The following is a 24081-nucleotide window of genomic DNA, read 5'->3' as shown; positions in this document are numbered from 1 at the left end:
GGAGGTCTAAATGCTTTACTTAAGATCGATCTTGTTAGGGGTGCTCTCTTTGATCACCTTGACTGTTAGTTCTCTCGGTCAAGACGGGACATTAAACGGTTCTGCAGTGCCCACTCCGGTTCCATTTGAAAGCGACAGATATAGGATCGGCTTACAGGACACGATTGAGGTCCAGGTGTTTGGACAGCCGCAGCTTTCACAACGGGTTAGGGTTAATGCCAATGGCACGATCAATCTATTTAGACTTCCGGAGCCTTTAATTGCTGTCTGCAAGACTGAACGCGAATTAGCTAATGATATCGCCGATGCTTACCGAAAGGATTATCTGCGAAATCCTGAGGTCAACGTAACGACGGTCGAACAATTTTCTCAATCGTATTCGGTGATTGGAGCTGTTGAAAAACCGGCGGCATATTTTATCACCAGAAGACTTAGATTATTGGAATTGTTGGCCATTGCCGGCGGGCCATCGAAAGAGGCTGGCTCGGGTGTTCTCGTGGCAAGAAGAGCTAACGCGTCCGTATGTGATCCCAGAAATGCTAATGATGATGATGATGATGAAGGCCTAACCCTGATGAGCTACAAGCTCCGCGATATCTTGGAGAACAGAGTTGATCTGGTAATGCGGGCTGGTGATACAGTATCCGTTCTTCCGGCAGACGTTGTGTTCGTTTACGGGAACGTTAACAAACAAGGCCAGGTAACCATGCGCGAGCCTATTACCCTAACACAGGCCTTAGCTTCTGCAGAGGGACTTAAGCCAGCAACGAAGAAGGACGAGGTGCGAGTTTTCAGGCAAAAACCGGGTGAGGCTGAACGGATTGAGATGACGTTCAATTTAAAAGATATTGATTCGGGTAAGGTGCGTGATCCATTCCTTGAACCGAACGACATTGTTGCCGTAAGCGAAGACAAAGCGAAAAGTATTTTGAACGCGATAGGGAGGTCACTTACTCAGGGTGTTGGTACGATCTTTTACCGAGTCACTCCCTGACGGATTTGACCATATTCGTATCTGATGAAAGAAAGTCGTGAAATAATTCAGCGGCCCATCGGCGAGACGGTCGAGATCGAACGGCCATTTACGCCGCATCTAGTGGCCGGTTCGGAGAGATATCCTGCTTATCGCGAACTCAACGCGCAGGAAGGAATTACATTTCTTGATTACTGGCGGGCCATCCGAAAACGTCTATGGTTGGTGATCGGACTTGCCGTGTTGGCGACGACTGCTGCTGCGATCTACGTTGCCCGAAAGCCGGATGTATATCAGGCAAAAGCGGTAATACAGGTTGACCTGGAGCAAGCCAACCCGGATCTCGTAACGTCTGACCGACAGCGTCCAATGTCTGCTCCCGATCCGGCGTATTTTAATACACAGCTTCAGTTACTGAGCAGCGATACACTTCTTCGCAGAGTTATCAAGGATCATAACCTTGATGTAAATAAAGAGTTTTTAGAAGCTCGGAACGAAAGCGGCATCTCGGCTTGGCGTTCGATCCTGCGTGCTGTTGGCTTGGCAAGTGGAGAGAAGAAGGATGCAAATTCCAATTCTGCAGCCGTTGGAGCATCTACTCTTGCCTCTGCTGACGAGATCGCTGAAGCTGTTCGGTTGGCTCCGTATGTAACCCTTATTCAGCAAAATTTAGGCGTTGAACCAATCAGAGACCCGCGCACCACTTTTAAGGATACGCGTTTGATCGAGGTTTCCTTTCGTCACACCGATCCGGAGCTTGCGGCCTTTGTTGTGAACGGGATCGGCGAATCGTTTACAACCTATAATCAGGAAAAGCGGTCTGGGACGAGTAGGAAAACCAGCGATTTTCTTCAGCAGCGCATCGCTGATCTCCAGACGGACATCAAGAATGATGAGATCAGGCTGGTCGAACTAAAAAAGAGTGAAGGTATCCTAAAGACCGAAGGCGAGAACACTCTTGTACTTTCGCAACTTTCGCTTTTGAATCGTCAGCTTCTGGAAGCAGAGAACGCAAGAAAGCTTGCCGAAGCCGAATATAATGCTGCAGTAAGATCACCGGAAAGCAGTCGCTCTCTCGTCGAAGATAAGCTTGCACGCTATATCACCGAGCAGGAAAATTCGGTTCGAGAGCTCCGTACTGATGTTGAGAAGAAAACAGCAGAGCTTCGAGCACTTCGTGACCAAAAACTTGTCGTTTTTCAAGAGTCTGCACCTGAGATAAAGGAAATAGACCGCCAGATCGAAAGCCTCGAACGCTCCCTTGCTCAAGCGCTGGCGAAAAATCGGGCAGAACTTGAAGAATTTAGGAAGCGTTCATCTTCAGTGTTGACTGAAACTTTGAGGACTAACTTGGCTCGAGCCCGTGAGGCAGAGGATAAGATCCGCGCAACATATAATCAGAAGTATAATGAAGCACAAGGGCAGAATATCGGTGCTGTTCAGATAAGACTTCTTGAGCAGAATATTGAGACAAACAAAGGCTTTCTCGACAATCTTAGGAAACAGCAAAGTTCAAATGACGTTGCCTCAAAGGGTTCGGATAACAACATTAGCGTCGCTGCCTTTGCCATTCCTCCGGAGAAACCGATCGGACCGCAGCGGCTGACTACCGTTCTTGGCGTATTATTTCTTTCAACTCTTTTTGGAATGGGGCTGGCGTTGTTCCTTGAATATCTTGACGACACTATCAAAACCACCGAAGAGATAGAGAACTATTTGCAGCTTCCAGCTCTTGCGGCAATTCCCACTATCGATTCGATGCCGCGCCGGAAACTCTTGCTGGTTGGGAAGAATGAAGGTGATGAGGCTGCTGATGACCTTAGTTCCGAGCTTCTCATCAACGCCGATCCTCGGTCGTCGTTGGCAGAAGCTTATAGACAGTTGCGAACCTCGATATTGTTGTCCACCGCCGGTCACGCACCAAAATCGCTGTTGGTAACATCCAGTTTGCCGTCTGAAGGAAAAACTACTACTGCGACGAATACGGCTATCAGCTTGGCCCAAACTGGTGCCAAAGTGCTGATCATCGATGGCGACATGCGCCGTCCAAGACTTCATTCTGTATTCGGTATTGAGAATGGCGACGGGCTCAGCACTGTTCTCTCTAGCGAGATGACCGACAAAGAGATCCTTTCGCTGATAAAGCAGGACGAAGGCTCAAAGCTTAATCTGTTGACGTCGGGTCCGATCCCGCCGAACCCGGCGGAGCTTATCGGTTCGGAGCAAATGGTCAAGCTGATGAGTATGCTGCAGGAACACTTCACGCACGTCGTTATAGATTCGCCGCCGATAACCTCGTTTACGGACGGCGTGCTCATTGCGTCGATGGTAGATGGAGTGGTGCTGGTAGTTCATTCCGGTAAGAGTTCGCGTCAGGTCGTACGAAGGGCTCGGCAATTGTTGGTTGATGTTGGAGCGAGGATCGTTGGGGTCGTTCTCAATAATGTCAACCTGCGTTCGCAGGATAATTATTACTACTACCAAAGCTACTACCACAGAGATAATTACTTTCACTCAGACGATCGGGGATAAAGAAGAATAACCATATGTCGGAGAATAAGCGGGTCCTTGTGACCGGTGCAGGCGGGTTTATCGGAAGTCACTTGGTGACGTACTTGAAGGGTCTTGGATTTTGGGTCAGAGGAGTTGACCTCAAATACCCCGAATTCGGAGAAACATATGCTGATGAATTTGAGATACTTGACCTCCGTCGCTGGGATTCGTGCCTTCAGGCAACGCGGAACGTCGAAGAGGTTTACGCCCTCGCAGCCGATATGGGAGGGATGGGATTTATCTCCGCACATCATGCCCAGATTTTGTATAACAACTCGCTGATCAATCTCCATACTCTTGAAGCATCGAGGGTGAATGGGGTCGGGAGGTATTTGTACACAAGTTCTGCCTGTATTTATCCCGAATATCTTCAGGAAAACGAAAATGTTACACCGCTAAAAGAGGAAGACGCTTACCCCGCAATGCCGCAGGATGCTTATGGTTGGGAAAAACTTGCGCGTGAAATATTCCGCTTGCGTCCTTATCTATAAGTTCGCGGATCCGCCGGACCAGGTCGCCCGCGTAAGTTGGGGTACCGCGCGAATCGCTGACCACTTTTATGGCCGTGTCCTTTGCAAGAAGCTCCGGCATTACGCTTAAAAAATTCGTCCCTCCCGGGCCGTATATCCAACCCGAGCGAAGAACGATCGCATTCGGATCTGCTGCCCGTGTCCGAAGTTCACCCTCATATTTAGAGCTTGCGTAAATACTGAGAGGGTTGGGTGTATCAGATTCAACATAAAAGCCTTTCTTTTTACCATCAAATACGTAATCGGTCGATATGGTCAAAAACTTCGCACCTATTTCACGACACGCCAACGCAAGATTCTCAGCGCCTTCCGCATTCGCGGCATAACACGTCGCCCGATCGGACTCCGCCCCGTCAACATTCGTAAAAGCCGCGCAGTTAACTACTGCGTCCGGGCGCATCGAATTTATAACAGCACGAACGTTTTCGCGGTCAGAAATATCAAGCCTGCCGCGGTCTAGGGCGATGACCTCATCACCGATTGACGAAGCATATGCCGCCGCAGCTCGGGCAACCATTCCCCGAGCTCCCGTTATCAAGATCTTCATTTTCCGATCGATCAAAGAGCACTCTCCAAACGGGCGGCATACATAGTTTTGTAATAATCACGATACTGGCCGTTTCTAATATGGCTGACCCAATCCTGGTTATCGCGATACCAATCTATGGTTTTTCGCAGCCCATCTTCCCATGAGGTCCTGGTGTTCCAGCCAAGCTCAGTCTCAGCTTTTGTCGGGTCGATGGCATATCTTCGGTCGTGTCCGGGCCGATCCTCGACAAAACGGATCAGGCTGTGAGGCTTGCCGAGCGCATCCAAAAGCGACGTGACCACATCTATATTCTGCCGCTCATTTCTCGCCCCGATATTATAGACCTCACCGCTTCTTCCTCTTTCGTAGGCTAAACAGACCGCCCGGACGTGATCATCCACATAGATCCAATCACGAACGTTCTTGCCATCGCCGTAAACGGGCAGCGGCTCATCATTCATCGCATTTGCGATCATCAAAGGTATCAGCTTTTCAGGGAACTGCCGCGGCCCGTAGTTATTCCCGCAACGCGTTATCACGGTATCGACGCCGTGGGTTTCCCGCGCCGCACGGACAACGAATTCCGCTGCCGCCTTCGATGCAGCGTACGGTGAATTTGGCCGGAGCTCTGACCGTTCCGTAAAGAATTCATCGCTGTCTTCTGGGAGACTCCCCATCACCTCATCAGTCGATATCTGTACAAAACGGCGAACGCCTTTCATTCGGGCAACATCCAGAAGAACTTGTGTTCCGATCACGTTCGTCCTCAAAAATTCGTCCGCCGAATTTATACTCCGATCTACGTGTGATTCGGCCGCGAAATTGAACACGGCGTCACATCTCTCCGGCATTGCCGCCATAACGGCCTCTCGATCGCAGATGTCGCCTTTGATGAACCTGTGCCGCACCGGATCGAGTTCGGCAAGATTCTCCAAATTACCTGCATACGTCAGGGCGTCAAGATCAACGATCTCAACATCCGTGCGCTCGGCCAGAACATATCTAATAAATGCAGAACCTATAAATCCGGCCCCGCCCGTTACAAAAATAGTTCTCATCTTTCTAAACGTCTGATCTGTTTCAATATCATCTCAGCATATCGCTTTGGTGAATCGATATCATCGAGCACAATGCGGTTGTTCGTCTCCGAAGCGTTATCTATCTCGATATCACCATAGCCAAGCAGTCTCTGAAGCAACGAGCTCGTTACGGTTACATCCTGAATGCGACGAAGCGGGATGTTCTGTGTTGTCCTTGAGATAAGTCCGCGATCTATCTCGATGGTCATATCGGTAAGCGTGTATCTGACCAGCTTCTTCCTTAAATGGTAAAAGGCAGGAACCAACAATAATGCGAGTCCGATGATGACTGCCGGCACAGGTCCAATGAACGGCAGGAACAAGCTCATCAAAGCAACTATAATAAACGCGCCAAAGACCGCCAACACATATCCCAGCATCACGAACTTGACGGTCGGAGTTACGGAAAAGATGCGCTGTTCCGGCTTATCTGCAGACATATCTGGCACGACATTATTACCTTGCCGAATCGCTACGCGCGTCTCATCCTCCGGCTCCATCGCCTGCCCACATCGTTTACAGTAGATTGCGTCATCGGGATTTACCTGCCCGCACTTGTTGCAAAACATATGCTTAGATAGTTGTAAACAGCTTACCAGACACGCTCTTTACGGTGAACCGAGCCCCTGCATCTAATGTCTTTTGTTGGACTTGCACGAGCTTATTTGAGACTATATTTGGTTATAAAAGTAACAGAAAAGTTAATCTTTACACCCTATCGACCAGATGCCAGCACAAAACATCATTGGATTCGACTCTATTCCGCAGACGATACCGCATTTTTGCATTGAATCATTTCGCCGAAATGACCGCTCCGACGCACTTTCATTCAAGATCGATGACGTCTGGCACAGGCTATCAGGACGCGATGCCATCGAGCGCATCAAACGTATCGCGCTCGGCCTCTCCCGGATGGGCGTGAAGGCGGGCGACCGTATAGCCATTATCTCAGAGAATCGCCCGGAATGGTCTCTTACGGACCTTGCAATTCTCAGCCTTCGAGCGGTAAACGTGCCTATCTATACTACGCAGGCCGTTGAACAGATACGTTACATACTCGAAGATTCCGGAGCAAGAATGCTCTTTGTGTCCGGCACTAAGCTCTGGAAACACGCCGAAGAAGCGATCAGATCGGTTGAGCGCTTGGAGAAGGTTATCTTCTTCGACCGTGATGCAGTTCCGGAGGCGAATGGCCGAATGGCCACGCTCGATGATATCGAATCCGCTGGTACCGACCGCAATGAGATAGACAATTTTGAGGAACTTCTAGCCGAGGTCAGATCCGACGATCTAGCCACCATCATTTATACTTCGGGCACCACAGGCGAGCCAAAGGGCGTGATGCTCGATCACGAAAACTTTGTTTCTAACGTCGTCGCCATCTCAAAAGGGCTTCCAATCAAGAACACTGACCGTTCGCTTGCGGTGCTGCCGCTATCACACATCTTCGAACGAGCGGTGTTTTACGTGCTTTGCTCAAACGGCGTGGCCATACATTATTGTGCAGCGTTTGATCAGATTGCATCGCATCTGCAGGAAGTAAAGCCGACGATAATGACCGCGGTTCCTCGCCTCTTTGAGCAGGTCTATCACAAGATCGTTAAAAAAGGGAAAGCCGCCGGCGGGTTCAAAACAAAGCTTTTTGATTGGTCGCTTGAGATTGGCCAGCAATATTGGACCGCAAAGGATATGCACCTTTCCGTCTCGCCGATCTTAAAAGCAAAGCACACCCTTGCAAGCAAATTGGTCTTTTCAAAATGGCGCGATGGCGTCGGGGGACATTTGCGTTTCTTCGTTTCGGGCGGAGCACCGCTTTCAAAGAAACTATCTTACGCCTTTTGGGCAGCCGGCATCCCGATACTGCAAGGCTATGGGATGACCGAGGCCTGCATCGTCAGCGCAAACCGGCCGGATGACAATAAGGTCGGATCCATCGGAACTCCTTTCGAAGGCATCGAAATGAAAATTGACGGATCGAATGGTGAGATACTCATCCGCGGTAGGAACGTGATGAAGGGCTACTTTAATAAACCTGCTGAAACAGCAAAGGTTATTGACGATGAGGGCTTCTATCATACAGGTGATGTTGGGTACGTTGATGAGGATGGTCATTTCTACGTTACTGACCGTATCAAAGATCTTTTCAAGCTCTCCAATGGTAAATACGTCGCTCCGCTGCAGGTAGAAAGCCTTTTGAAACAGAGTCCTCTGATCTCGCAAACCGTGGTCGTCGGTTCGGGTCGAAAGCAGGTCGGAGCACTTGTAGTGCCTGATTGGGACACGCTGAAGGAAGTTTTGCAGGAAGAAGGACTTTCAACGGAGGGTTCCCGCGAGGAACTTTGCGACAACCCGCTCGTAGTAAAACGCGTTCAGCGCGATGCTGTTGAGCTTACCCGCGAACTGAACGAATACGAAAGGGTCAAGCGGGTCTATCTCTTGCCAAGGGAATTCTCAATAGATAAAGGGGAAATGACGCCGACACTGAAGATAAAGAGAAGCGTTATAGACGAGAAATACTCTGAAGCGATCGATGAGATCTGCGGAACCTAATATCACTCACGGCCTGATCCACCCTCACTGATCAACCCTGCCAAAGCGCTTGCTCCTCTATTCTTGTTCAAAAGTGTTTCGGCAAGTTCGCGAAGGTGCGGTGGCATTGCCGGTTCATCTGACCTCTCGTAATTTTCGAGCTGTTGCGGAAAGCGCGCGTAAAACTCCGATTCTGCACGACAGAACTCGCACCCACGAAGGTGAAGCCGAATCTCAAGTCCTTCTTTCGCTTCACATTCTCCAAGCTGGAAAGCGTTTAGAAGATGTGATGATGGACAATTCTCAGTTTTTACAAAATCTGACATCTCACTTTTCGTCCTTGTTGTTGCAGAGCTGCCCGCCGGGAACCATTTTCCCGCACTCAAACAAGGCTCAAGAACCGTTATCCACTATAAACCGTTAATTTTACACCACTTCCAATTTGCCGGCGTTGACGGAAGTTAAAACCTAGAATAAAGATCCTATCGCAAAATTAGCGTTAAATATGATTTTGCAATGGAAAAACTTGTTGCCGATTCGCATCTTTCTTGCTATTATCATAGTTGCCACTCGGCGTTCGAAATTCTCGAAGGTCAACTTTGGCGAAGATACACGCTCAGATTCCCGAGTCTTCCATAACAATTGAGAAAAAAGAATTTTCTCCCTGGACCATGACCTCCCATAAGCACTTGGACGGAGTGTATTCTTGATGATCTGAACGTACTAGCCGCCTGATGCGGCCCCATCCTGATAGTAAAGACCGATCTATGCACTCACCCAAAGAGAAAGACGCCCAGCCAAGGTCGAGCAGTGGAAAGCCGATAAAGGTTGGTAAATGGACTGAAAGTCTAAAGAATTCTGACGTCAATCAGATCTGGACCGAACTGCACCGAATAGTCTCCTCACATCCGCTGGTCCGCGCCTCACGGCGAGCCGGTTTCCTGGTTGAAGAAGGAAAATATAACGCATATACGGATCTTACGCAGGAACTTTTCGTCGCTCTCTTGGCAAAGGACCGCTTTCAGCATTACCTAGAAACAGGGATGACGGACGTTGAGGTCGAGGCTGAGATCAGCCAGATCGAGCTAACAAATATGCTCACGTCTGAGCTCAGGAAGAGATATCCCGAATCCTATCGTCTTGCCCGGCGCATATCGACGCTTGTCCAAACAAGTCATCGCTTCAAACGTTTTGATAATCAGGGTAACCCCGAAGCCCATCGCCGTCTGGCCGATCGCCTCTACGGCCTTTCGGCATGGCCGAATGAAAAACCGACACGCGACGGACAGGAAATGGATGAACGAGTGCGCTCCGTCGCATTCTTTGGCCGCGATACGCGAATGGTCGGCTGTACGGGAGACGCTCAAATAGTTATCAGCAATCTTGAACTCGAAAAGCTGATCGTCCGCGTCTTCAAAGCAATAGATTCACCGGTTGATGTCCGTTCGCTGCGTTCATTCGTGATGTCTCGTTTGCCGATAATGGACATTCATTTAGTGCCGGTCGGCGGATCAGGCGAAAGCGATGATGATGAACGCGTTCCCTTTGAGATCGCTGACAATCGTGAAACACCGGAACAGGATCTTCTGCGTGTAGAAGGCGAAGCTGCCGCGATCGGCTACGTCTCAGATTTTCTTGCCAACTTGCATAGATCCGTTCGCGGAAAGCAGAAACAATATGACAGGATGCTGAGCATCTTATGGCACTGCTATTTGACCTCGGACGGTGGCACCCAGCTTGAGGTCGCGGAAATGCTTGGCGTTTCCGATTCGCTTGTATCGGATTACAGGAAAAGGATCGAATCAAATCTGCAGCAGCTTGCATTCGCCGGCGTGAACGAAGCCCGCCAGTTTGAAAAAGCTCTTAAGAATCACGTAAAGGAATTGATAGGCTCTGTCGAAGCGGTGGTAAGTCAATAATAACGGCTTTGGACTCTAAAGATCTGCTCCGACCTTTGCCATTGCTTCCTCGAATCTCGGGTCGTCTCGGAGGCTATCCAGGCTGCGGTCCTTTTCAAAGTGCGGACGGTTCTCATTCCCGAGCTTTATTGCCTTATTGAACCACTTGAACGCATTTTCCTTGTCGCCAAGCAATGCGTAGGTTGACGTTACCCAATAGGCTGAATCATGATCGGTCTTCGAAACCGCCAACACTTCATCAGTCAGCTGCTGCCGTGCCTCATCGTACCGCCCGCTTCCGGCCAAATAGATCGCGTAAAGCGGACGTATGCCGTCCATTCGGGGATTTTGTTCAAGAACCTTCTGCATCATTTCGATGGCCATCTCGGCATTACCGCGATAATAATAGACGGCAGAACGAAAGATCTTAAGCATCGGGTGATCCGGCTCTACTCGTTCACCCTTCTCGATCTCTTCCAGCGCTGTGTCATATTCCCTTTTGTAGATGAATATCCGTGATCTATTGTACGCGGAAACGGCGCGTGCGGCGGGATCAAGCCTGGAAAGTTTATCAAACGCTCTCAGAGATCCCTCATAGTCACCATCCAGCCGATTGATGACGCCCTTCACAAAGAATAACGGGGCTTCATTCGGGAACTGTTTCTGGAGAAGTTCTATCTCGGCACGTGCTTTTCGCTTTTCGCCGCGTGCCATATAGATCATTACCATCAGCACACGGGCTTCCACGACATTAGGATCATATGTAAACGCTTTTGTGAACGCGGTCTCGGCCAGCGTGTAATCGTCCGGCTCACCCATTCCCTTGAATACCCGGTTTGCGTAGCATGCGCCGAGTCCGCTATACGCTAGGGCAAACTGTGGATCCAGCTCGATCGCTTTCTTGAAGTTCTGTATCGCCGCATCGCAATCCTCGGCGAGAAGCGTTCTGAAAATGAACCTGCCGAAATTGTCGCGGCCGCGGAGATATTCTTCCCAAGCCTCGTGATTATCGGTCATCCGCCGTCCCAGCTTTTCCTGCTCATTATCTGAAAGCTCCAATCGTAAACCCTCTAAGATACGCTGGGCTATCCCGTCCTGAAGCGATAAGATGTCGGACCCTTCAGCATCTATGCGGTCGCTCCACAAGATCTCGCCGCTTATCACATCCAGCAACTGAGCTGTCACGCGCAATTTATCTCCGCCTCGGATAAAACTTGCTGAGAGCACTGCATGTACGCGCAGTTCTTTTCCTATCTCCCGCGGATCAAGCTCCGTGCCCTGATATTTCGCGATCACTGAGCTTGGCCGGACCACAAGCGAACGAAGCTGGGCAAGCTCTGTTATGACGGCGTCCGCCAAGGCGAACTCATAGAAATTCGATCCGGCGTCCTGGCTAAGATTCTTGAACGGGAGTATCGCCACCGATTTCTTTTCGGTTCCGGTCGATGTTGCGGTCAGGCTAAGTTCCGGTATGAACGAAGGCGGATTGGAAGGAGCATTCGATGAAGACGATTCCGGCGTCGATTTTCCGGTGAACCAATTTAGCGCCCGCTTGAAAACGCCGCTACCGACATGGCTCGGAGCAAAAGTATCTCCGGGCATTAGCTGGGCTCCGCTTATGCCTTGAAGAACCGCACGCAGTTCATCGCGCATCTCTGCGATCTTTTGATAGCGGTCTTTTTGTTCTTTTGCCAATGCTCGATCAACGATCTTTTGCAGAACTTCCGGAAACGGTTCACGTCGCATCTCCGTAAGCGGTTTTGGCGTGCCATAGAGCACCTGATGCCGTACGTCTATAACAGTTTTCCCCTGAAATGCCCAGATACCGGTCAGCATTTCATAAAGAAGCACGCCTGTAGAAAAAATATCCGAGCGGGCGTCGGCCCTTTCGCCGCGTGCTTGCTCGGGTGCGGCATAGGTTGCCGTACCGTAAGGAATACCAAGCTCAGTTATTTCCGTCCTATCACTGCCGCTGTGCGAATCTGCATATTCATCCTCAAGAAGTTTTGCAAGGCCGAAGTCGAGTATCTTCACCTGTCCAGCCGACGTTACCATAACATTTCCGGCCTTGATGTCGCGATGGATTATGTTCTTTGAATGGGCATATGCAAGCGCATCAGTAACCTGTATCGCAATAGATACGGCGCTTTTTAATTCAAGCGGTCGGCCCGCCACGAGCTGTCGGACGTTCTTTCCTTCCACCCACTGCATTGCGATGTAAAAGACACCGTTCGCCTCATTGAAGTCATAGATCGTGCAGATGTTCGGGTGGTCAAGCTGTGAGCAGAGCTGGGCTTCGCGTTCGAAGCGTTTGAAATTTGCCGTCTTGGCGGTTAAGTTAAAGCTGGAAATTTGGCGCGACGGCAAAACGCACGAGATGGAATTCCAGGTAGGTATTCCGGTGGCTCCGCTTGCTGAAACAGGAACAACCTCAAAGCGCGGGACCAAGATCACCTTCAAGCCGGATGGCGATATCTTTGAAAGCACCATATACAGCTTTGATAAGCTTTCGGAGCGGCTTCGTGAAAAGGCATTCCTAAATAAAGGCATCCGCATTTCGATCAAAGACGAACGTGAGCAGCCGGAGCGTTCGCACGAATTCTACTACAAAGGCGGCATCGCCGAATTCGTAAAGCACCTTAACAAGAACAAGAGCCCGCTGCACGACGAGCCGATATATTTCGAGCACACTTCTGATGATCTTTCGATCGAAGTGTCAATGCAGTACAACGACAGCTACGACGAAAAGATTTTCACCTTTGCAAATAACATCAACACGGTCGATGGCGGAACGCATCTTTCCGGTTTTCGAAGCTCTATCACGCGTACCATCAACAATTATGCGGAAAGCTCCGGCCTGATGAAGAATGCCAAGGTTACGCTTTCTGGTGACGACGTGCGGGAAGGGCTGGTCGCGGTCATATCCGTAAAGATACCTCAGCCACAATTTGAAGGGCAGACAAAAGGTAAACTTAATTCTCCGGTCAAGGGAGCTGTCGAATCGTTCCTCAACGAAAAGCTGGGTGAATATTTTGAACAGCATCCTTCAGTCGCGAAAAAGATCGTCGGCAAAGCTGTTGATGCTGCGCGAGCGCGCGAGGCCGCCAGAAAGGCTCGTGAGATAGTCCGTAAAAGCGCGATGACCGGATCGGGATTGCCCGGAAAGCTTGCCGATTGCCAGGAAAAGGATCCGATGAGGTCGGAGATCTACATCGTCGAGGGCGATTCCGCCGGCGGCTCTGCAAAACAGGGACGCGACCGAAAGAACCAGGCCGTTCTACCATTAAAAGGTAAGATCCTCAATGTGGAGAAAGCCAGATTCGACAAAATGCTCGGCCACGGTGAGATCAAGGCGCTTATTACGGCACTGGGCACCGGTATCGGTAAAGAGGATTTCGATGTATCAAAGCTCCGCTACCACAAGATCTGCCTGATGACAGATGCCGACGTGGATGGCAGCCATATCCGCACGCTTTTGCTCACCTTCTTTTATCGTCAGATGCCGCAGTTGGTTGAAGGCGGTTACGTTTACATAGCGCAGCCGCCGCTTTATAAGGTAAAGCGAGGCAAGAAAGAGGAATACATCAAGGACGAGCGATCGATGTTTCGCTACCTGATGCGTCAGGGAACGGACAATGTCGAAGTAATGATGAATGGCCGTGCGATCGAAGGTAGGGAGTTGACAAAAGCTCTGGAGCAAACCACCGAGTTCAACAACTATTTCGACCGCTTTGCGCGTCGTCTTGGTGGCGATGAAAAACTGCTTTCTGTTTTGTTGGATGCGTTCAGCGGGCGTGAAGGCGTTTTGGAAAAACACGGTGTTCGGCTAAAAAAGGTCTTCGCCCAAGAGGAGTTGATGGCCGAGGTCGAATCGCGGCTTGCCGATGCCGGATTTGAGACTGAGTTGATCCCGGACCTTGAGCACGGTCTTTACGAGATAGAGATAAATTATCCGAACGGCACAAAACTAGTCTTCGACTGGAACATGGCAAGTTATGTTGAATTCCAGCGTTCGGTAGAACTGAATCGTGAGCTTGAATCGAACTATCCGGGGCCATTCACGCTCGGCACCAATGGCACGAGCGAAACGCTTACCTCGAGGACAGACCTTCTTGACAAGGTAACTTCACTTGCAAAAAAAGACCTTACCATCCAGCGATACAAAGGCTTGGGCGAGATGAACCCCGAACAGCTCTGGGAAACGACGATGGATCCGGAAAAGCGGACGCTGCTGCAGGTTCGCATTGAGGATATGGTCGAAACCGACGAGATATTCACCGTGCTTATGGGAGACCAGGTCGAACCGCGGCGAAAGTTCATTGAAGACAACGCGCTGGACGTGAAGAACCTCGACGTTTAGTTGGTGGTGACAAGGTCATTCAAACGAACATCTTCCCCGGATTCAATATACCTTTCGGGTCGAAGGCTTTTTTGATCGCTTTCATCATCTCCAGGGTTGGGCGGTCGATGGCATAGTCCAGATACTGTGCTTTCACATAGCCAATCCCGTGTTCGCCGGAGATGGTTCCACCAAGCTCGACGGAGAGCCTAAACGTTTCCGCAACGCATTCGCGGGCGCGAGCAACGGCTTCAGCGTCCTCTCGGTCAACGACATAATTCACGTGGATATTGCCGTCGCCGGCATGTCCGAAATTCGCTACGAAGGTATTATGACGTTTGCCTATCTCCTCGATCTCCGCAACCAGCTCAGGCACTTTTGACCGCGGCACCACCACATCCTCGTTTATCTTCAGCGTGCCATATTTCATCAGTGAAGGTGAGATCGCTCGCCGCACGTCCCAAAGCTTGTCCTCTTCTTCCTTCGAACGAGCGCGAAGAATATCAAAGCCGCCGTTCTCTGCTATTATCCGTTCAATGATCTTTGCCTGTCGCTCGACCTCTTCATTTGAGCCATCCACGGCGACCAGCAATATTGCTTCGGCCTCCCGCGAAAGCCCGAACGCAAAATTTTCCTCGACTGCCGCAACGCAGAATTTATCGATCACTTCCATTGCCATAGGCAGAATGCCCTCCGGCGTGAACTTTGTCAGCACGTCGCACGCCGTCCTCATTGACCGGAAATTTGCCCTGACCGTGGATGTTGCTTCAGGCATCGGAAGCAATTTCAGCGTCGCTTCCGTAATGATGCCGAGCATTCCCTCAGAACCGCACATCAATCCGGTAAGGTCAAAGCCAACAACGTTCTTGACCGTCTTTCCGCCTGTACGGATAACGTCGCCGGCGGCCGTTACCACCTCAAGCCCGAGAACGTGATGCTTCGTAACGCCATATTTCGGTGTCCGCATGCCGCCGGCATTCTCCGCGATATTTCCGCCGATGAACGAATCTTTATAACTTGCCGGATCAGGGGCAAACATCAGTCCGTGTGCGGCTGCGGCCTGCTGGACCTCAAACGTTGTAAGCCCCGGCTGGCAGGTAATATAAAGGTCATCTACGTTTATTTCTAGGATCTTTTTCATTCGATCCGTCCCGATAACGATGCCGCCGTCTATTGGGACTGCGCCGCCCGTATAGCCCACGCCGCCGCCGCGGGCCGTTACCGGAAAGACCACTTCATTCGCGAGCTTAAGGATCGCCGCCATTTCGTCGGTCGTTGCCGGAAAGACGACAGCTTCAGGAGGGAATTTTTCTTTGACCGCGTCCGCGCCGTATGGTTCAACACGTTCCGGATCAACGATCACATTCTCCGGGCCGACGATCGCTCGAAGCTGCTCTATTACCACCGGATCTGAGGCTCGCGTAGTTCTTCGTCCGCCAGAGCTGAAATGAATGGAAGTGAACATCGTAATACTTACTTCTTACTTGATGCGTGTGTCCGCGTCAAATAAACTTGCTCTCAAACATCTGAATTGCGGAAAAGAACCGCTAGAACAATATCTGACCGAACTTATACGGATATCAGCCTCAAGTTATTCTAATACCGCGCCGCTCGTATGGTCTTTCCTTTATGGGCACAACCATGGGAGGGCGGAATTGATACTTGATAACGCGCCAGCCCGGTCGGCTGAGCTGCTTTCGCAGGATCGCGTCGATGCGGCACTCGTCCCGGTGATCGCATCACAGTTCATAGAAAGCGTAAGGCTGATACCGGACGTATGTGTCGGGGCAAAAAGCCGTGTTCGCAGCGTTTGCCTTGTTACAAAAGACGAAGAACTCAAAAATGTAAAATCTGTTTCCCTCGATATTTCCTCAAAAACCTCCGTCGTTCTGACGAAGATTATCTTTCGTGAGTTCCTTGGGTTCGAGCCCGAATGGCGGAACGGAGAACCGAATGTTGAGGCAATGCTCGAGCACTCAGACGCAGCTCTTCTCATCGGCGACCCTGCCCTGACTGTCTCGGCAGCAGCTGGAAGATCAGGGACCCGGGGACTAAGGTCTTATGACCTCGCCGAGCTTTGGCACCAGCATACAGGACTCGGTTTTATATTTGCGATGTGGATGACGAAGCGGGAGAAGATCGCGATAGATCTTGCCGCCGCCCGTGACGAGGGGCTTTCACACATTAAAGAGATCGCCGCCAACTATGCTGCAGAAATAAAGCTTACAGAAGATGAGATGGTGAAGTACCTAACCGAAAATATTTCCTATTCGGTTGATAAGGAGATGGGGGAAGGCTTACAGCTTTTTCTGGACCTGGCAGCGAAGCATTCATTGATCGGACGTCGCCGCGAACTGGTCTTTTGTACCTAAGGACTTTGGGATGTATTCATATCGCAGATTCCATATCGTTCTTCCGATCTCATAAACCAGTATCGGTGCGACCCACGCAAACCACATAATGGTACCTGCTCGAACCGCTGGCGGGTATTCCCTCAGGACAGGCAGCTCAAACAAGACTCTAAATAAGACGAACGAATAAGTAAGAATGTAGCTGCGCGTCATCCATAGTCTGTGCTCATTCACGCGATACCTCAAAATATAAGCAACCGAGATAACGGTTGATAGCAGCCAAGCTGTGGACAGAGCTATCAAAGGATAACCAAGCAGCGGCCCGACCACTGAATAGAAACCAAGATAATAACCGGTCAGTGAGCCAACTACTACACCGCCAAAATAAAGATAGCCGATGCTCCGATGTGCGCGGAGGTATCGATCTCGGATCACGGAAATAAACTGTATCGGGCCAGCAAACAACGCGATCGACCCGGCGATCACGTGAGTAAGAAGCGCCCAACGGTTAACCCACCAGCGTGTGTAGCTGGACTCAGTGAAACTGAAATACTTGACCGCCGCCATGAAAAAGAATGCGACCGCGCCGGCAACGACCAAGATAAGGAAAACGCGTTTGAGTGTAAGTGAGAATACGTCAAAGGCAAAAGGTCTTGGAACACTCAGATCAACTCTCATCATCATTCAGAAACCCCTTTCTTTACGATCAGGGCCCAGAATAATGATAAAGATTGGTAAAATATTTAGAATTTCCTGAAGAATTCCTGAATTTTGCGTGAGACCGAGGACGGAGCTTTCGAAATTTAAGCGAACGTTGGAGTTAAAACAAACCCGACTGGAACAGCAGCAGCCACACGGCGACGATCATAAAGATAAGTAAGCCGAGATCGGCGGTACCAATTTGTTCGTTATCTCGTCTTTCCATAAAAACCCCCATCTATTACGCGAAGCCAGAAGACGGAACATATCACGCTCACATAATTTCTTTCGCGGTTAAAGCTATTCCAGATTTAAAGACGGGAAACAAGAGAGATTTTGCCACCATGAAATCAAAAAACAGGCCGTTTTAACTCCTCAGAAAGTTCTTCTTGAATGATCTTTCCGTTATTTCGTTTAATGTGCTCGACGAAGATGAGCGAGGTATGGATACGACGATCGATATCTTTTATCTTGCCAATAAAATACATCATAGAGCGCTTCTTGCCCGGGGTTAGTTTTTCAAACATCGTTTCGCCTTCAGAATCTTGGTTGAGAACTTCCTGAAGTTCCTCGGGCATCGGCATTCCGTATTTGCTCTCGTCTTTCTCAAGGACGATATCGACCATCTGCCCAACCTCAAGTCCTAGCGCCGCACGCCGCTGTTTATTTACCATTATGTAGAAGATGTCGCCCCAGGGCATCAGGGCGCAGGGGAAGGATTCGCCGCCCTTGATGGTGCAGATAACGCGGCGTGAATTCCCTTCAAAATTGAGTTTATCCGCTGTTTTTCGGTCAACGACCAGAAAGTGCCAGCCGCCTCCCTGTTCGGCCGCGTTAGTGAAAAGCGCCTTATATTTGACCCGCTTCGCCGCTTTTTTCATAGATCTTTAGTTATAAGTTATTTGTTTTCAGTTATTCCGGATCTGTGGCTCAAGTGTCCGAAGCTATCTAATAAATCCGCCTTCGTTTTGATAAGATTGTATCAGGAGCTCAGATGGAACGTTCTATCCAACCGATACTTGATAAGGCGCTTGCGGGCGAGCGTTTGACCGCCGCAGACGCGACAGCTTTGCTCGGATCAAATGACTTTGTCCGCATCGGTCTTGCCGCCGATGAGATCCGCAACCGCAAGAATGATCCGAAAGTTGTTACTTACATTATCGATCGCAATATCAATTATACGAATGTTTGTAACGTCGTCTGCACATTTTGCGCGTTTTATCGGCGGCCCGGAAAGCCGGACACATATGTCCATTCTATCGATGAGGTATGCAAACGCATCGACGAAACGATCGCTCTGGGCGGCACCGGTGTGCTGATGCAGGGCGGGCTGCATCCGGATTTTAATATCGAATGGTACGAAGAGCTGTTATCAACGCTGCATGCGAAGTATCCAAAGTTTCAATTGCATTGTTTTTCGCCGCCGGAAATACACAATATCTCGCTGATCTCCAGGCTCGATTACGAGACAATACTTCGGCGTTTGAAAGCAGCAGGACTCAACTCAATGCCCGGCGGCGGCGGCGAGATACTTGACGACGAGGTTCGCAAGCGCGTTTCGACCAAGTGCACTACCAAAGAATGGCTTGACGTGATGCGAGCCGTGCACAAGGTCGGCCTGATCTCGACCGCGACGATGATGTTCGGCATTGGTGACCGCATTGAGCACCGCGTCCGCCATCTCGAACGCATCCGCCAGGTTCAGGACGAAGCACTTGAAGCGAAAAAGACCGATCCGAATTACGGCGAGTTCACCGCGTTCATTCCTTGGACATTTCAACGCGAGAATACTGCCCTCGGCCGCAAGATCACCGAAGAACCGACCGGTGTCGATTATCTAAAGATGCTTTCGGTTTCGCGGCTCTTCCTCGACAATATACAGCACATACAGTCGTCTTGGCTGACGCAGGGCATACGCTTGGGACAGGCCGCACTGCGTTTCGGTGCGGACGATATGGGCTCGATAATGATCGAAGAAAATGTCGTCTCGGCCGCCGGTGCTAACAACGAAGCCAACGAACGCGACCTCCGCTACCAGATCCGCGAAGCCGGCTATCGCCCGCAGCAACGCGACATACTCTACAATTACATCAATCGCGAGAACATCGACTTACTCGATCAAAGTGAATCGATGAAGCTCAAACAACTAAGCGTGGCATTTGCAGACTGATCGATTTGGTGACAGTAAGCACAAACACCTCCAAACTTGAGATCGAATCGTTTATAGAGGCGCCGCCGAACAAGTGTTTTACGCTTGTCCGCGATCCGCGCTTGCCTACCGCAACACATACTTTCGTCGAAGGTGAATTCGGGCTTGGGCAGCGTGTGCGATTTGAAAGCAAAGTGTTTGGAATGAAGCAGGTGCTTATTGTCGAAGTTAGTGAGTTTGAGCCGGATCGTCTTATTACTGACACGATGATCTCCGGAGCTTTTCGCGAGTTTCGTCATATTCACGAATTCACCCCAAAAGACGGCGGTACGCTGATGCGCGATACGCTTAAATGGAGATCGCCATTCGGGATATTGGGCACAGTTGCAGATCTGCTTTTCGTGCGGCGCCGTTTGCGGAATATTGTGGAGCGAAGGAATCACATGCTAAGGCAAATTGCCTGCACGGGCGTTTCTTAGGATCTTTGCTGATCAGCACATTCAATTTACTTGCCTACAAAAAACTCTCTTGCCAAAGCTGAAAGACCAGCAGCGTCCAAAGCTCTTTGTGGTGCGATGCTTTTCCAGTTTCGTGCTCGCGGATCAGTTTTTGCACATAGTCTGCATTGAACAGGTATTGATCTCTGATCCGTTCAGGTGCGAGCATATCGCGCAGCAGAGCATTGAGCCGTCCCTTCAGCCATTCGGCGATCGGGATGCCAAATCCTTTCTTGGGGCGATGAAGTATTTCGTGCGGCAGGAGATGCTGCATCGCTTCTTTCAAGATCACCTTGCCCGCTTTACCGTTTAGCTTGTATTCCACAGGGATCGAAGCGGCGAATTGCCCGATGCGCGGGTCGAGAAATGGCGCACGCGTTTCGAGGCTTACGGCCATCGCCGCCCTGTCCACTTTCGTCAGGATATCCTCGGCTAGATAGTAATTGATGTCAGCGTACTGCATCTGTTCGATGATGTTCTTCGCGTCAGAGCGGCGAACAAGCTCACGCACGCCGCGGTAAATATCGGCATCGGTTTGGGCAAGCAGATCTTTGGAAAAGAGCTCCTCGTGCTGGTCTAATGAAAAGGAACCAAACCACGAATGGTGTCTTGTGACCGCATCGTAATTCGCCGCACGGATGAATCGCTTTGCCTTGTAATCGAACGACAAGTTCGTCGTAGAAACCGGCAACGCGTTAACTATGGGCTCGATCAAACCACGACGCAATATCGACGGGATCGCCAGATATTTCGCCGCCACAGTGTGTGCGTAGTACATCGGATAGCCGGCAAAAAGTTCGCTGACCAGCTTGATGATGAAGAACTTCTTGGCGCGGATGACCCGGCAAGTTTTATCAACTTTCTTTCGACATTGGCGACGAATGCAGCTGCCGCTCTGGGCGCGGTACCCCATCCGGCGACCGGTCAGCGTTCGCTCGACCTTGACACGGGAAAGTATTGGCTTGATGTCCTGGCAATGATCAAGGAAAAGACCAAAGGCAATTTATCTCCACAAGAATCAAGGATCTTTGACGGATTGCTTGCGGACCTAAGGATGCAGTATGTGACTATGGTCAGAGCTACCGAAGAGAAACTTAAGGCTCAGGCCGCACAGAAATTCGGCGCAGCAGATATACTAGGGAAAAAGTCCTGAAAACAAAGGATGTCCGGGAAGTCTGGGAAGGACTTTCGAGACTTCCTGAGGACGCAAATATTCCCGGACCATGAAGTTAACATTTCTCGGCACAGGCACATCTACCGGCGTTCCCTCGATCGCCTGCGATTGTGAGACGTGTCTTTCAAACGATCCGCGTGATAAGAGACTTCGTGTCTCGGTCCTTATCGAACACGCAGGCAAGACAATTCTTGTAGACACTTCCAGCGATTTCCGACAGCAGGCTCTACGAGCGAATATCAGAAGGCTCGATGCCGTGCTAATAACACATTGCCATGTAGATCATGTTTTCGGGCTTGATGACATCCGGCCGCTGAATTTCCGATACGGCGCGATGCCGGTCTTCGCAAATGAGGTCGCATGGACCGATCTCCGCCGCATATTTCAATACATCTTTAAGCCGACACATTTTGGCGGCGGCCTGCCCCAACTGATCCCTCATACCGTGGTGCACCGATCGCCATTCTGCATCGGGGAGATAGAGATAACACCGCTGGAGGTAATCCACGGGAAGCTTCCGGTTATCGCCTATAGGTTTAACGACTTCGCTTATGCAACTGACCTAAAAACGATTCCGCCGGATTCGATGGACGGCCTTCGCGATCTGGATGTTCTCGTACTTGATTGCGTAAGAATAAAGCCTCATTCTACACATCTGCATCTTGAAGAAGCTCTTTCGATAATTGAGGAACTTCGGCCAAAGCGCGCTTTCCTGACACACCTCAATCACGACATTCTTCATTCGCGCGATTCGAAGCTGCTACCCGACAACGTCAGCTTATCCTACGACGGCTTGGTCGTTTCAAATGAGTGAATCACTCGGGAAATGTATAAAGTGACATGACTAATTCTAACGGTTTGCGCGACACGTATGCTCTGATGTGTTAACTTTTTCTTTTTGTTTATGAAACTCCGCTGGCGGTTTGGTGTTCTTGCCGGGATATTCCTTGCGTTATTTTGCCTTTACCCGCAGATGAAGATGTTCTATCTGCGCGGTTCGGAATGGAACGGGCATTATGCCTACAATGACATCGATGAGGTCGCTTATGCCTCATATGTGCGAGCCTTGATCGATGGACGCCCACGAAAAAACGACCCTTATTCCGGGCGTGACCAAACCCCCGAAGTCCCGCAACCGGAATCACTTTTCTCTATTCAATTCGCCGCTCCCTATACGATCTCCATCCCCGCTCGAATATTTGGTGTCGGCACACCGATGGCAATGATATTGGCCGGGGCCATAGCCGGTTTCTTTGCCGCATTCCTAGCTTTCTGGCTTTTGGGGCGACTTACCGGTGACAACTGGTACGCGATGGCCGCCGCTCTTGCAGTCTTTGCCTTCGGCACCGTCGCCGCCGGTGAAGGAGCGATGTCTGAGATCTTTTTCGATGGATTCTCATATCCGAACTTTCCTGGTTTTCGCCGATATATTCCCGCGCTGGGAATGCCGGCTTTTTTCCTGTTTGTCGGGTCGCTGTGGATGCTGATCGGTCAGGGACGCACCACGGAGGCGAATGATGCGGATCTGGCACGAGCAGCGATCAACAGAAAGAGTCTTGTTTTTGTTGGCGTCGCGATCGTGGCATTTTCATATTGCCTCTACAGCTATTTCTATATATGGACGACGGCTAAGGCGTTTCTAGGGTGTTTATTCCTTGTATGGCTGATCGAGCGGCCTGAGGGCTGGCGAGATGATCTGAAACGGCTTGCTTTCGTCGGTGCGGGATGTGTGCTGGCATTACTGCCTTATGCATATCTGCTTTCGCAGCGAGGCGAGACAATGGACCACGTCCAATTGCTTGTTCATACGCGGATGCCGGACTTCTTCCGCTTTCCTGAATACATTAGCTTTGGCGTTCTGCTGATGCTGATCGTTGGCGTCGCCCTAAAGCGCTTTGAGCTTAAAGATCGTGCCGTTTTGTTCGTGCTGGGGTTGGCATTGGTCTCATTCGTTGTATTCAATCAACAGGTGATAACCGGGCGTTCGCTTCAGCCGATACACTATCAAGTCTTCATAGGAAATTACGTTGCTGCCTTAGCAGTCTTTGGCTCTATCGGCCTTCTGTGGCGGACGAAGCTTGGGCAAGGACGAACCAGTGTGAGGATCATCTCGTCACTATTGTTTGTTGCGGCGGTCTTTTGGGGCTTTGTTGAATGTCATTACACAGTTCGCGTGCTTGACGAAGCGAATATCGAACGGGATAAAGGATTGCTAGTGGCAAAAAGATTGGAAGAATTGGCCAAACAGCACCCTGACCCTCATCGCATGACGGTTCTTTCATTTGACGGCATATTTGCCGATGATATGCCTTCCGTCGCTCCACAAAATATTCTTTGGGCTCGACATCAACACGTGTTTGCCGGGCTCTCTTGGCAAGAGAGCACAGAACGGTACTACCAGCAGCTTTATTATTCAGGAGCGACGGAAAAGACGCTCGACTGGCTATTGAAGAATGATTTCGTGTCGCAGATAGCTCTTTTCGGATGGGGACGGCATACAGACAGACTTAGCGTGGATGCAAAGCCTCTGACATACGGTGAGATCGATGCCGAGGTCAGGAAATTTGGAGAGTATGTTAAGAACTTTTCCATCGAGAATGCCCGGACACCGACCATTTCGTATTTTGTCGCTCGCCGAGATGATCCTCCCAACCTTGAAAATCTCGAGAGATGGTACGAAATAACTGATTCGGAGGCTATCGGCGACCACATTCTCTACGAGGTCAGGCTGAAGTAAATACAAAAGACCGCCTAACAATGGCGGTCCAGTATGTATTGCTA

21 protein-coding genes are annotated in these 24081 nt (G+C 50.3%); 12 read left to right on the top strand and 9 right to left on the bottom strand.

The window, feature by feature from the left end; genetic code table 11:
* Positions 1-10 precede the first annotated feature (10 nt).
* The 3 genes from JVX88_RS06860 to JVX88_RS06850 are packed head-to-tail and all read left to right on the top strand — an operon-like array spanning position 11 to position 4017.
* Positions 11-994: a polysaccharide biosynthesis/export family protein gene (locus JVX88_RS06860; RefSeq protein ID WP_211626589.1), complete on the top strand. Its 984-nt coding sequence runs from the start codon at positions 11-13 to the stop codon at positions 992-994.
* A gap of 24 nt (positions 995-1018) precedes the next feature.
* Positions 1019-3505 (top strand): GumC family protein, encoded by a 2487-nt coding sequence (locus JVX88_RS06855; protein ID WP_211626588.1) that lies wholly within the window; start codon positions 1019-1021, stop codon positions 3503-3505.
* 14 nt (positions 3506-3519) lie between these two features.
* Positions 3520-4017 carry an NAD-dependent epimerase/dehydratase family protein gene (locus JVX88_RS06850; RefSeq protein ID WP_211626587.1) on the top strand — a complete coding sequence of 166 codons (498 nt, stop codon included), beginning with the start codon at positions 3520-3522 and terminating at the stop codon, positions 4015-4017.
* Here the strand turns inward: JVX88_RS06850 and rfbD are convergent.
* Genes rfbD through JVX88_RS06835 form a run of 3 tightly spaced genes read right to left on the bottom strand, consistent with a single transcriptional unit; the run spans position 3914 to position 6233 of the window.
* Positions 3914-4603, bottom strand: coding sequence for a dTDP-4-dehydrorhamnose reductase (gene rfbD / locus JVX88_RS06845; RefSeq protein WP_211626586.1), 690 nt, complete (start codon positions 4601-4603; stop codon positions 3914-3916). The genes JVX88_RS06850 and rfbD overlap by 104 nt on opposite strands.
* Before the next feature lie 11 nt (positions 4604-4614).
* Positions 4615-5643, bottom strand: a complete 1029-nt coding sequence (gene rfbB / locus JVX88_RS06840) for a dTDP-glucose 4,6-dehydratase (RefSeq protein WP_211626585.1) — start codon at positions 5641-5643, stop codon at positions 4615-4617.
* Positions 5640-6233 (bottom strand): PH domain-containing protein, encoded by a 594-nt coding sequence (locus JVX88_RS06835; protein ID WP_211626584.1) that lies wholly within the window; start codon positions 6231-6233, stop codon positions 5640-5642. The genes rfbB and JVX88_RS06835 overlap by 4 nt, the downstream gene beginning before the upstream one ends.
* A 157-nt stretch (positions 6234-6390) precedes the next feature.
* On the opposite strand from JVX88_RS06835, the gene JVX88_RS06830 reads away from it, so the two are divergent.
* Positions 6391-8214, top strand: coding sequence for an AMP-dependent synthetase/ligase (locus JVX88_RS06830; RefSeq protein WP_211626583.1), 1824 nt, complete (start codon positions 6391-6393; stop codon positions 8212-8214).
* A 2-nt stretch (positions 8215-8216) separates the two neighbouring features.
* On the opposite strand, the gene JVX88_RS06825 is transcribed toward JVX88_RS06830, so the two are convergent.
* Entirely contained in the window at positions 8217-8519 is a 303-nt protein-coding gene (locus JVX88_RS06825; RefSeq protein ID WP_211626582.1) for an anti-sigma factor family protein, read from the bottom strand.
* A 441-nt stretch (positions 8520-8960) separates the two neighbouring features.
* Here JVX88_RS06825 and JVX88_RS06820 point away from each other — a divergent pair, with 441 nt between their 5' ends.
* Positions 8961-10112: a hypothetical protein gene (locus JVX88_RS06820; protein ID WP_211626581.1), complete on the top strand. Its 1152-nt coding sequence runs from the start codon at positions 8961-8963 to the stop codon at positions 10110-10112.
* A 15-nt stretch (positions 10113-10127) separates the two neighbouring features.
* Here JVX88_RS06820 and JVX88_RS06815 read toward each other — a convergent pair whose 3' ends face one another.
* Positions 10128-12458 (bottom strand): serine/threonine-protein kinase, encoded by a 2331-nt coding sequence (locus JVX88_RS06815; RefSeq protein WP_211626580.1) that lies wholly within the window; start codon positions 12456-12458, stop codon positions 10128-10130.
* Between JVX88_RS06815 and JVX88_RS06810 the strand changes: the two genes are divergently transcribed.
* Complete coding sequence (locus JVX88_RS06810) at positions 12418-14451, top strand: DNA gyrase subunit B (protein ID WP_211626579.1); 2034 nt, start codon at positions 12418-12420, stop codon at positions 14449-14451. The two genes, JVX88_RS06815 and JVX88_RS06810, sit on opposite strands and share 41 nt — an antisense overlap.
* 19 nt (positions 14452-14470) lie before the next feature.
* On the opposite strand, the gene JVX88_RS06805 is transcribed toward JVX88_RS06810, so the two are convergent.
* On the bottom strand, positions 14471-15895 hold the full coding sequence (locus JVX88_RS06805) for an FAD-binding oxidoreductase (protein WP_211626578.1): 1425 nt from the start codon (positions 15893-15895) through the stop codon (positions 14471-14473).
* Here JVX88_RS06805 and JVX88_RS06800 point away from each other — a divergent pair.
* Positions 15882-16802, top strand: coding sequence for a menaquinone biosynthetic enzyme MqnA/MqnD family protein (locus JVX88_RS06800; RefSeq protein ID WP_211626577.1), 921 nt, complete (start codon positions 15882-15884; stop codon positions 16800-16802). The genes JVX88_RS06805 and JVX88_RS06800 overlap by 14 nt on opposite strands.
* Here JVX88_RS06800 and JVX88_RS06795 read toward each other — a convergent pair.
* Together JVX88_RS06795 and JVX88_RS06790 are read right to left on the bottom strand one after the other, a co-directional pair.
* A complete protein-coding gene (locus JVX88_RS06795) occupies positions 16761-17465 on the bottom strand; it encodes a DUF2306 domain-containing protein (protein WP_211626576.1) in 705 nt (234 codons plus the stop codon). The two genes, JVX88_RS06800 and JVX88_RS06795, sit on opposite strands and share 42 nt — an antisense overlap.
* Before the next feature lie 365 nt (positions 17466-17830).
* Positions 17831-18361, bottom strand: a complete 531-nt coding sequence (locus JVX88_RS06790; RefSeq protein WP_211626575.1) for a DUF1905 domain-containing protein — start codon at positions 18359-18361, stop codon at positions 17831-17833.
* A gap of 113 nt (positions 18362-18474) precedes the next feature.
* Here JVX88_RS06790 and mqnC point away from each other — a divergent pair, with 113 nt between their 5' ends.
* A complete protein-coding gene (mqnC, locus tag JVX88_RS06785) occupies positions 18475-19650 on the top strand; it encodes a cyclic dehypoxanthinyl futalosine synthase (protein ID WP_211626574.1) in 1176 nt (391 codons plus the stop codon).
* Between the two features lie 8 nt (positions 19651-19658).
* Positions 19659-20108, top strand: coding sequence for an SRPBCC family protein (locus JVX88_RS06780; RefSeq protein ID WP_211626573.1), 450 nt, complete (start codon positions 19659-19661; stop codon positions 20106-20108).
* Positions 20109-20142: 34 nt separating this feature from the next.
* Here the strand turns inward: JVX88_RS06780 and JVX88_RS06775 are convergent, their stop codons facing one another.
* Entirely contained in the window at positions 20143-20904 is a 762-nt protein-coding gene (locus JVX88_RS06775; protein WP_211626572.1) for an asparagine synthetase B family protein, read from the bottom strand.
* On the opposite strand from JVX88_RS06775, the gene JVX88_RS06770 reads away from it, so the two are divergent.
* The 3 genes from JVX88_RS06770 (at position 20890) to JVX88_RS06760 (ending at position 24037) form a co-directional block, all read left to right on the top strand.
* Positions 20890-21279, top strand: coding sequence for a DUF1844 domain-containing protein (locus JVX88_RS06770; protein ID WP_211626571.1), 390 nt, complete (start codon positions 20890-20892; stop codon positions 21277-21279). The two genes, JVX88_RS06775 and JVX88_RS06770, sit on opposite strands and share 15 nt — an antisense overlap.
* A gap of 70 nt (positions 21280-21349) precedes the next feature.
* Complete coding sequence (locus JVX88_RS06765) at positions 21350-22114, top strand: MBL fold metallo-hydrolase (protein ID WP_211626570.1); 765 nt, start codon at positions 21350-21352, stop codon at positions 22112-22114.
* A gap of 90 nt (positions 22115-22204) precedes the next feature.
* Positions 22205-24037 carry a hypothetical protein gene (locus tag JVX88_RS06760; RefSeq protein WP_211626569.1) on the top strand — a complete coding sequence of 611 codons (1833 nt, stop codon included), beginning with the start codon at positions 22205-22207 and terminating at the stop codon, positions 24035-24037.
* Positions 24038-24081 lie beyond the last annotated feature (44 nt).

Source organism: Leptolyngbya sp. 7M, from assembly GCF_018128485.1.
Note: the sequence above shows the minus strand (reverse complement) of the source record. Positions and strands in the feature narration are given on the sequence as shown.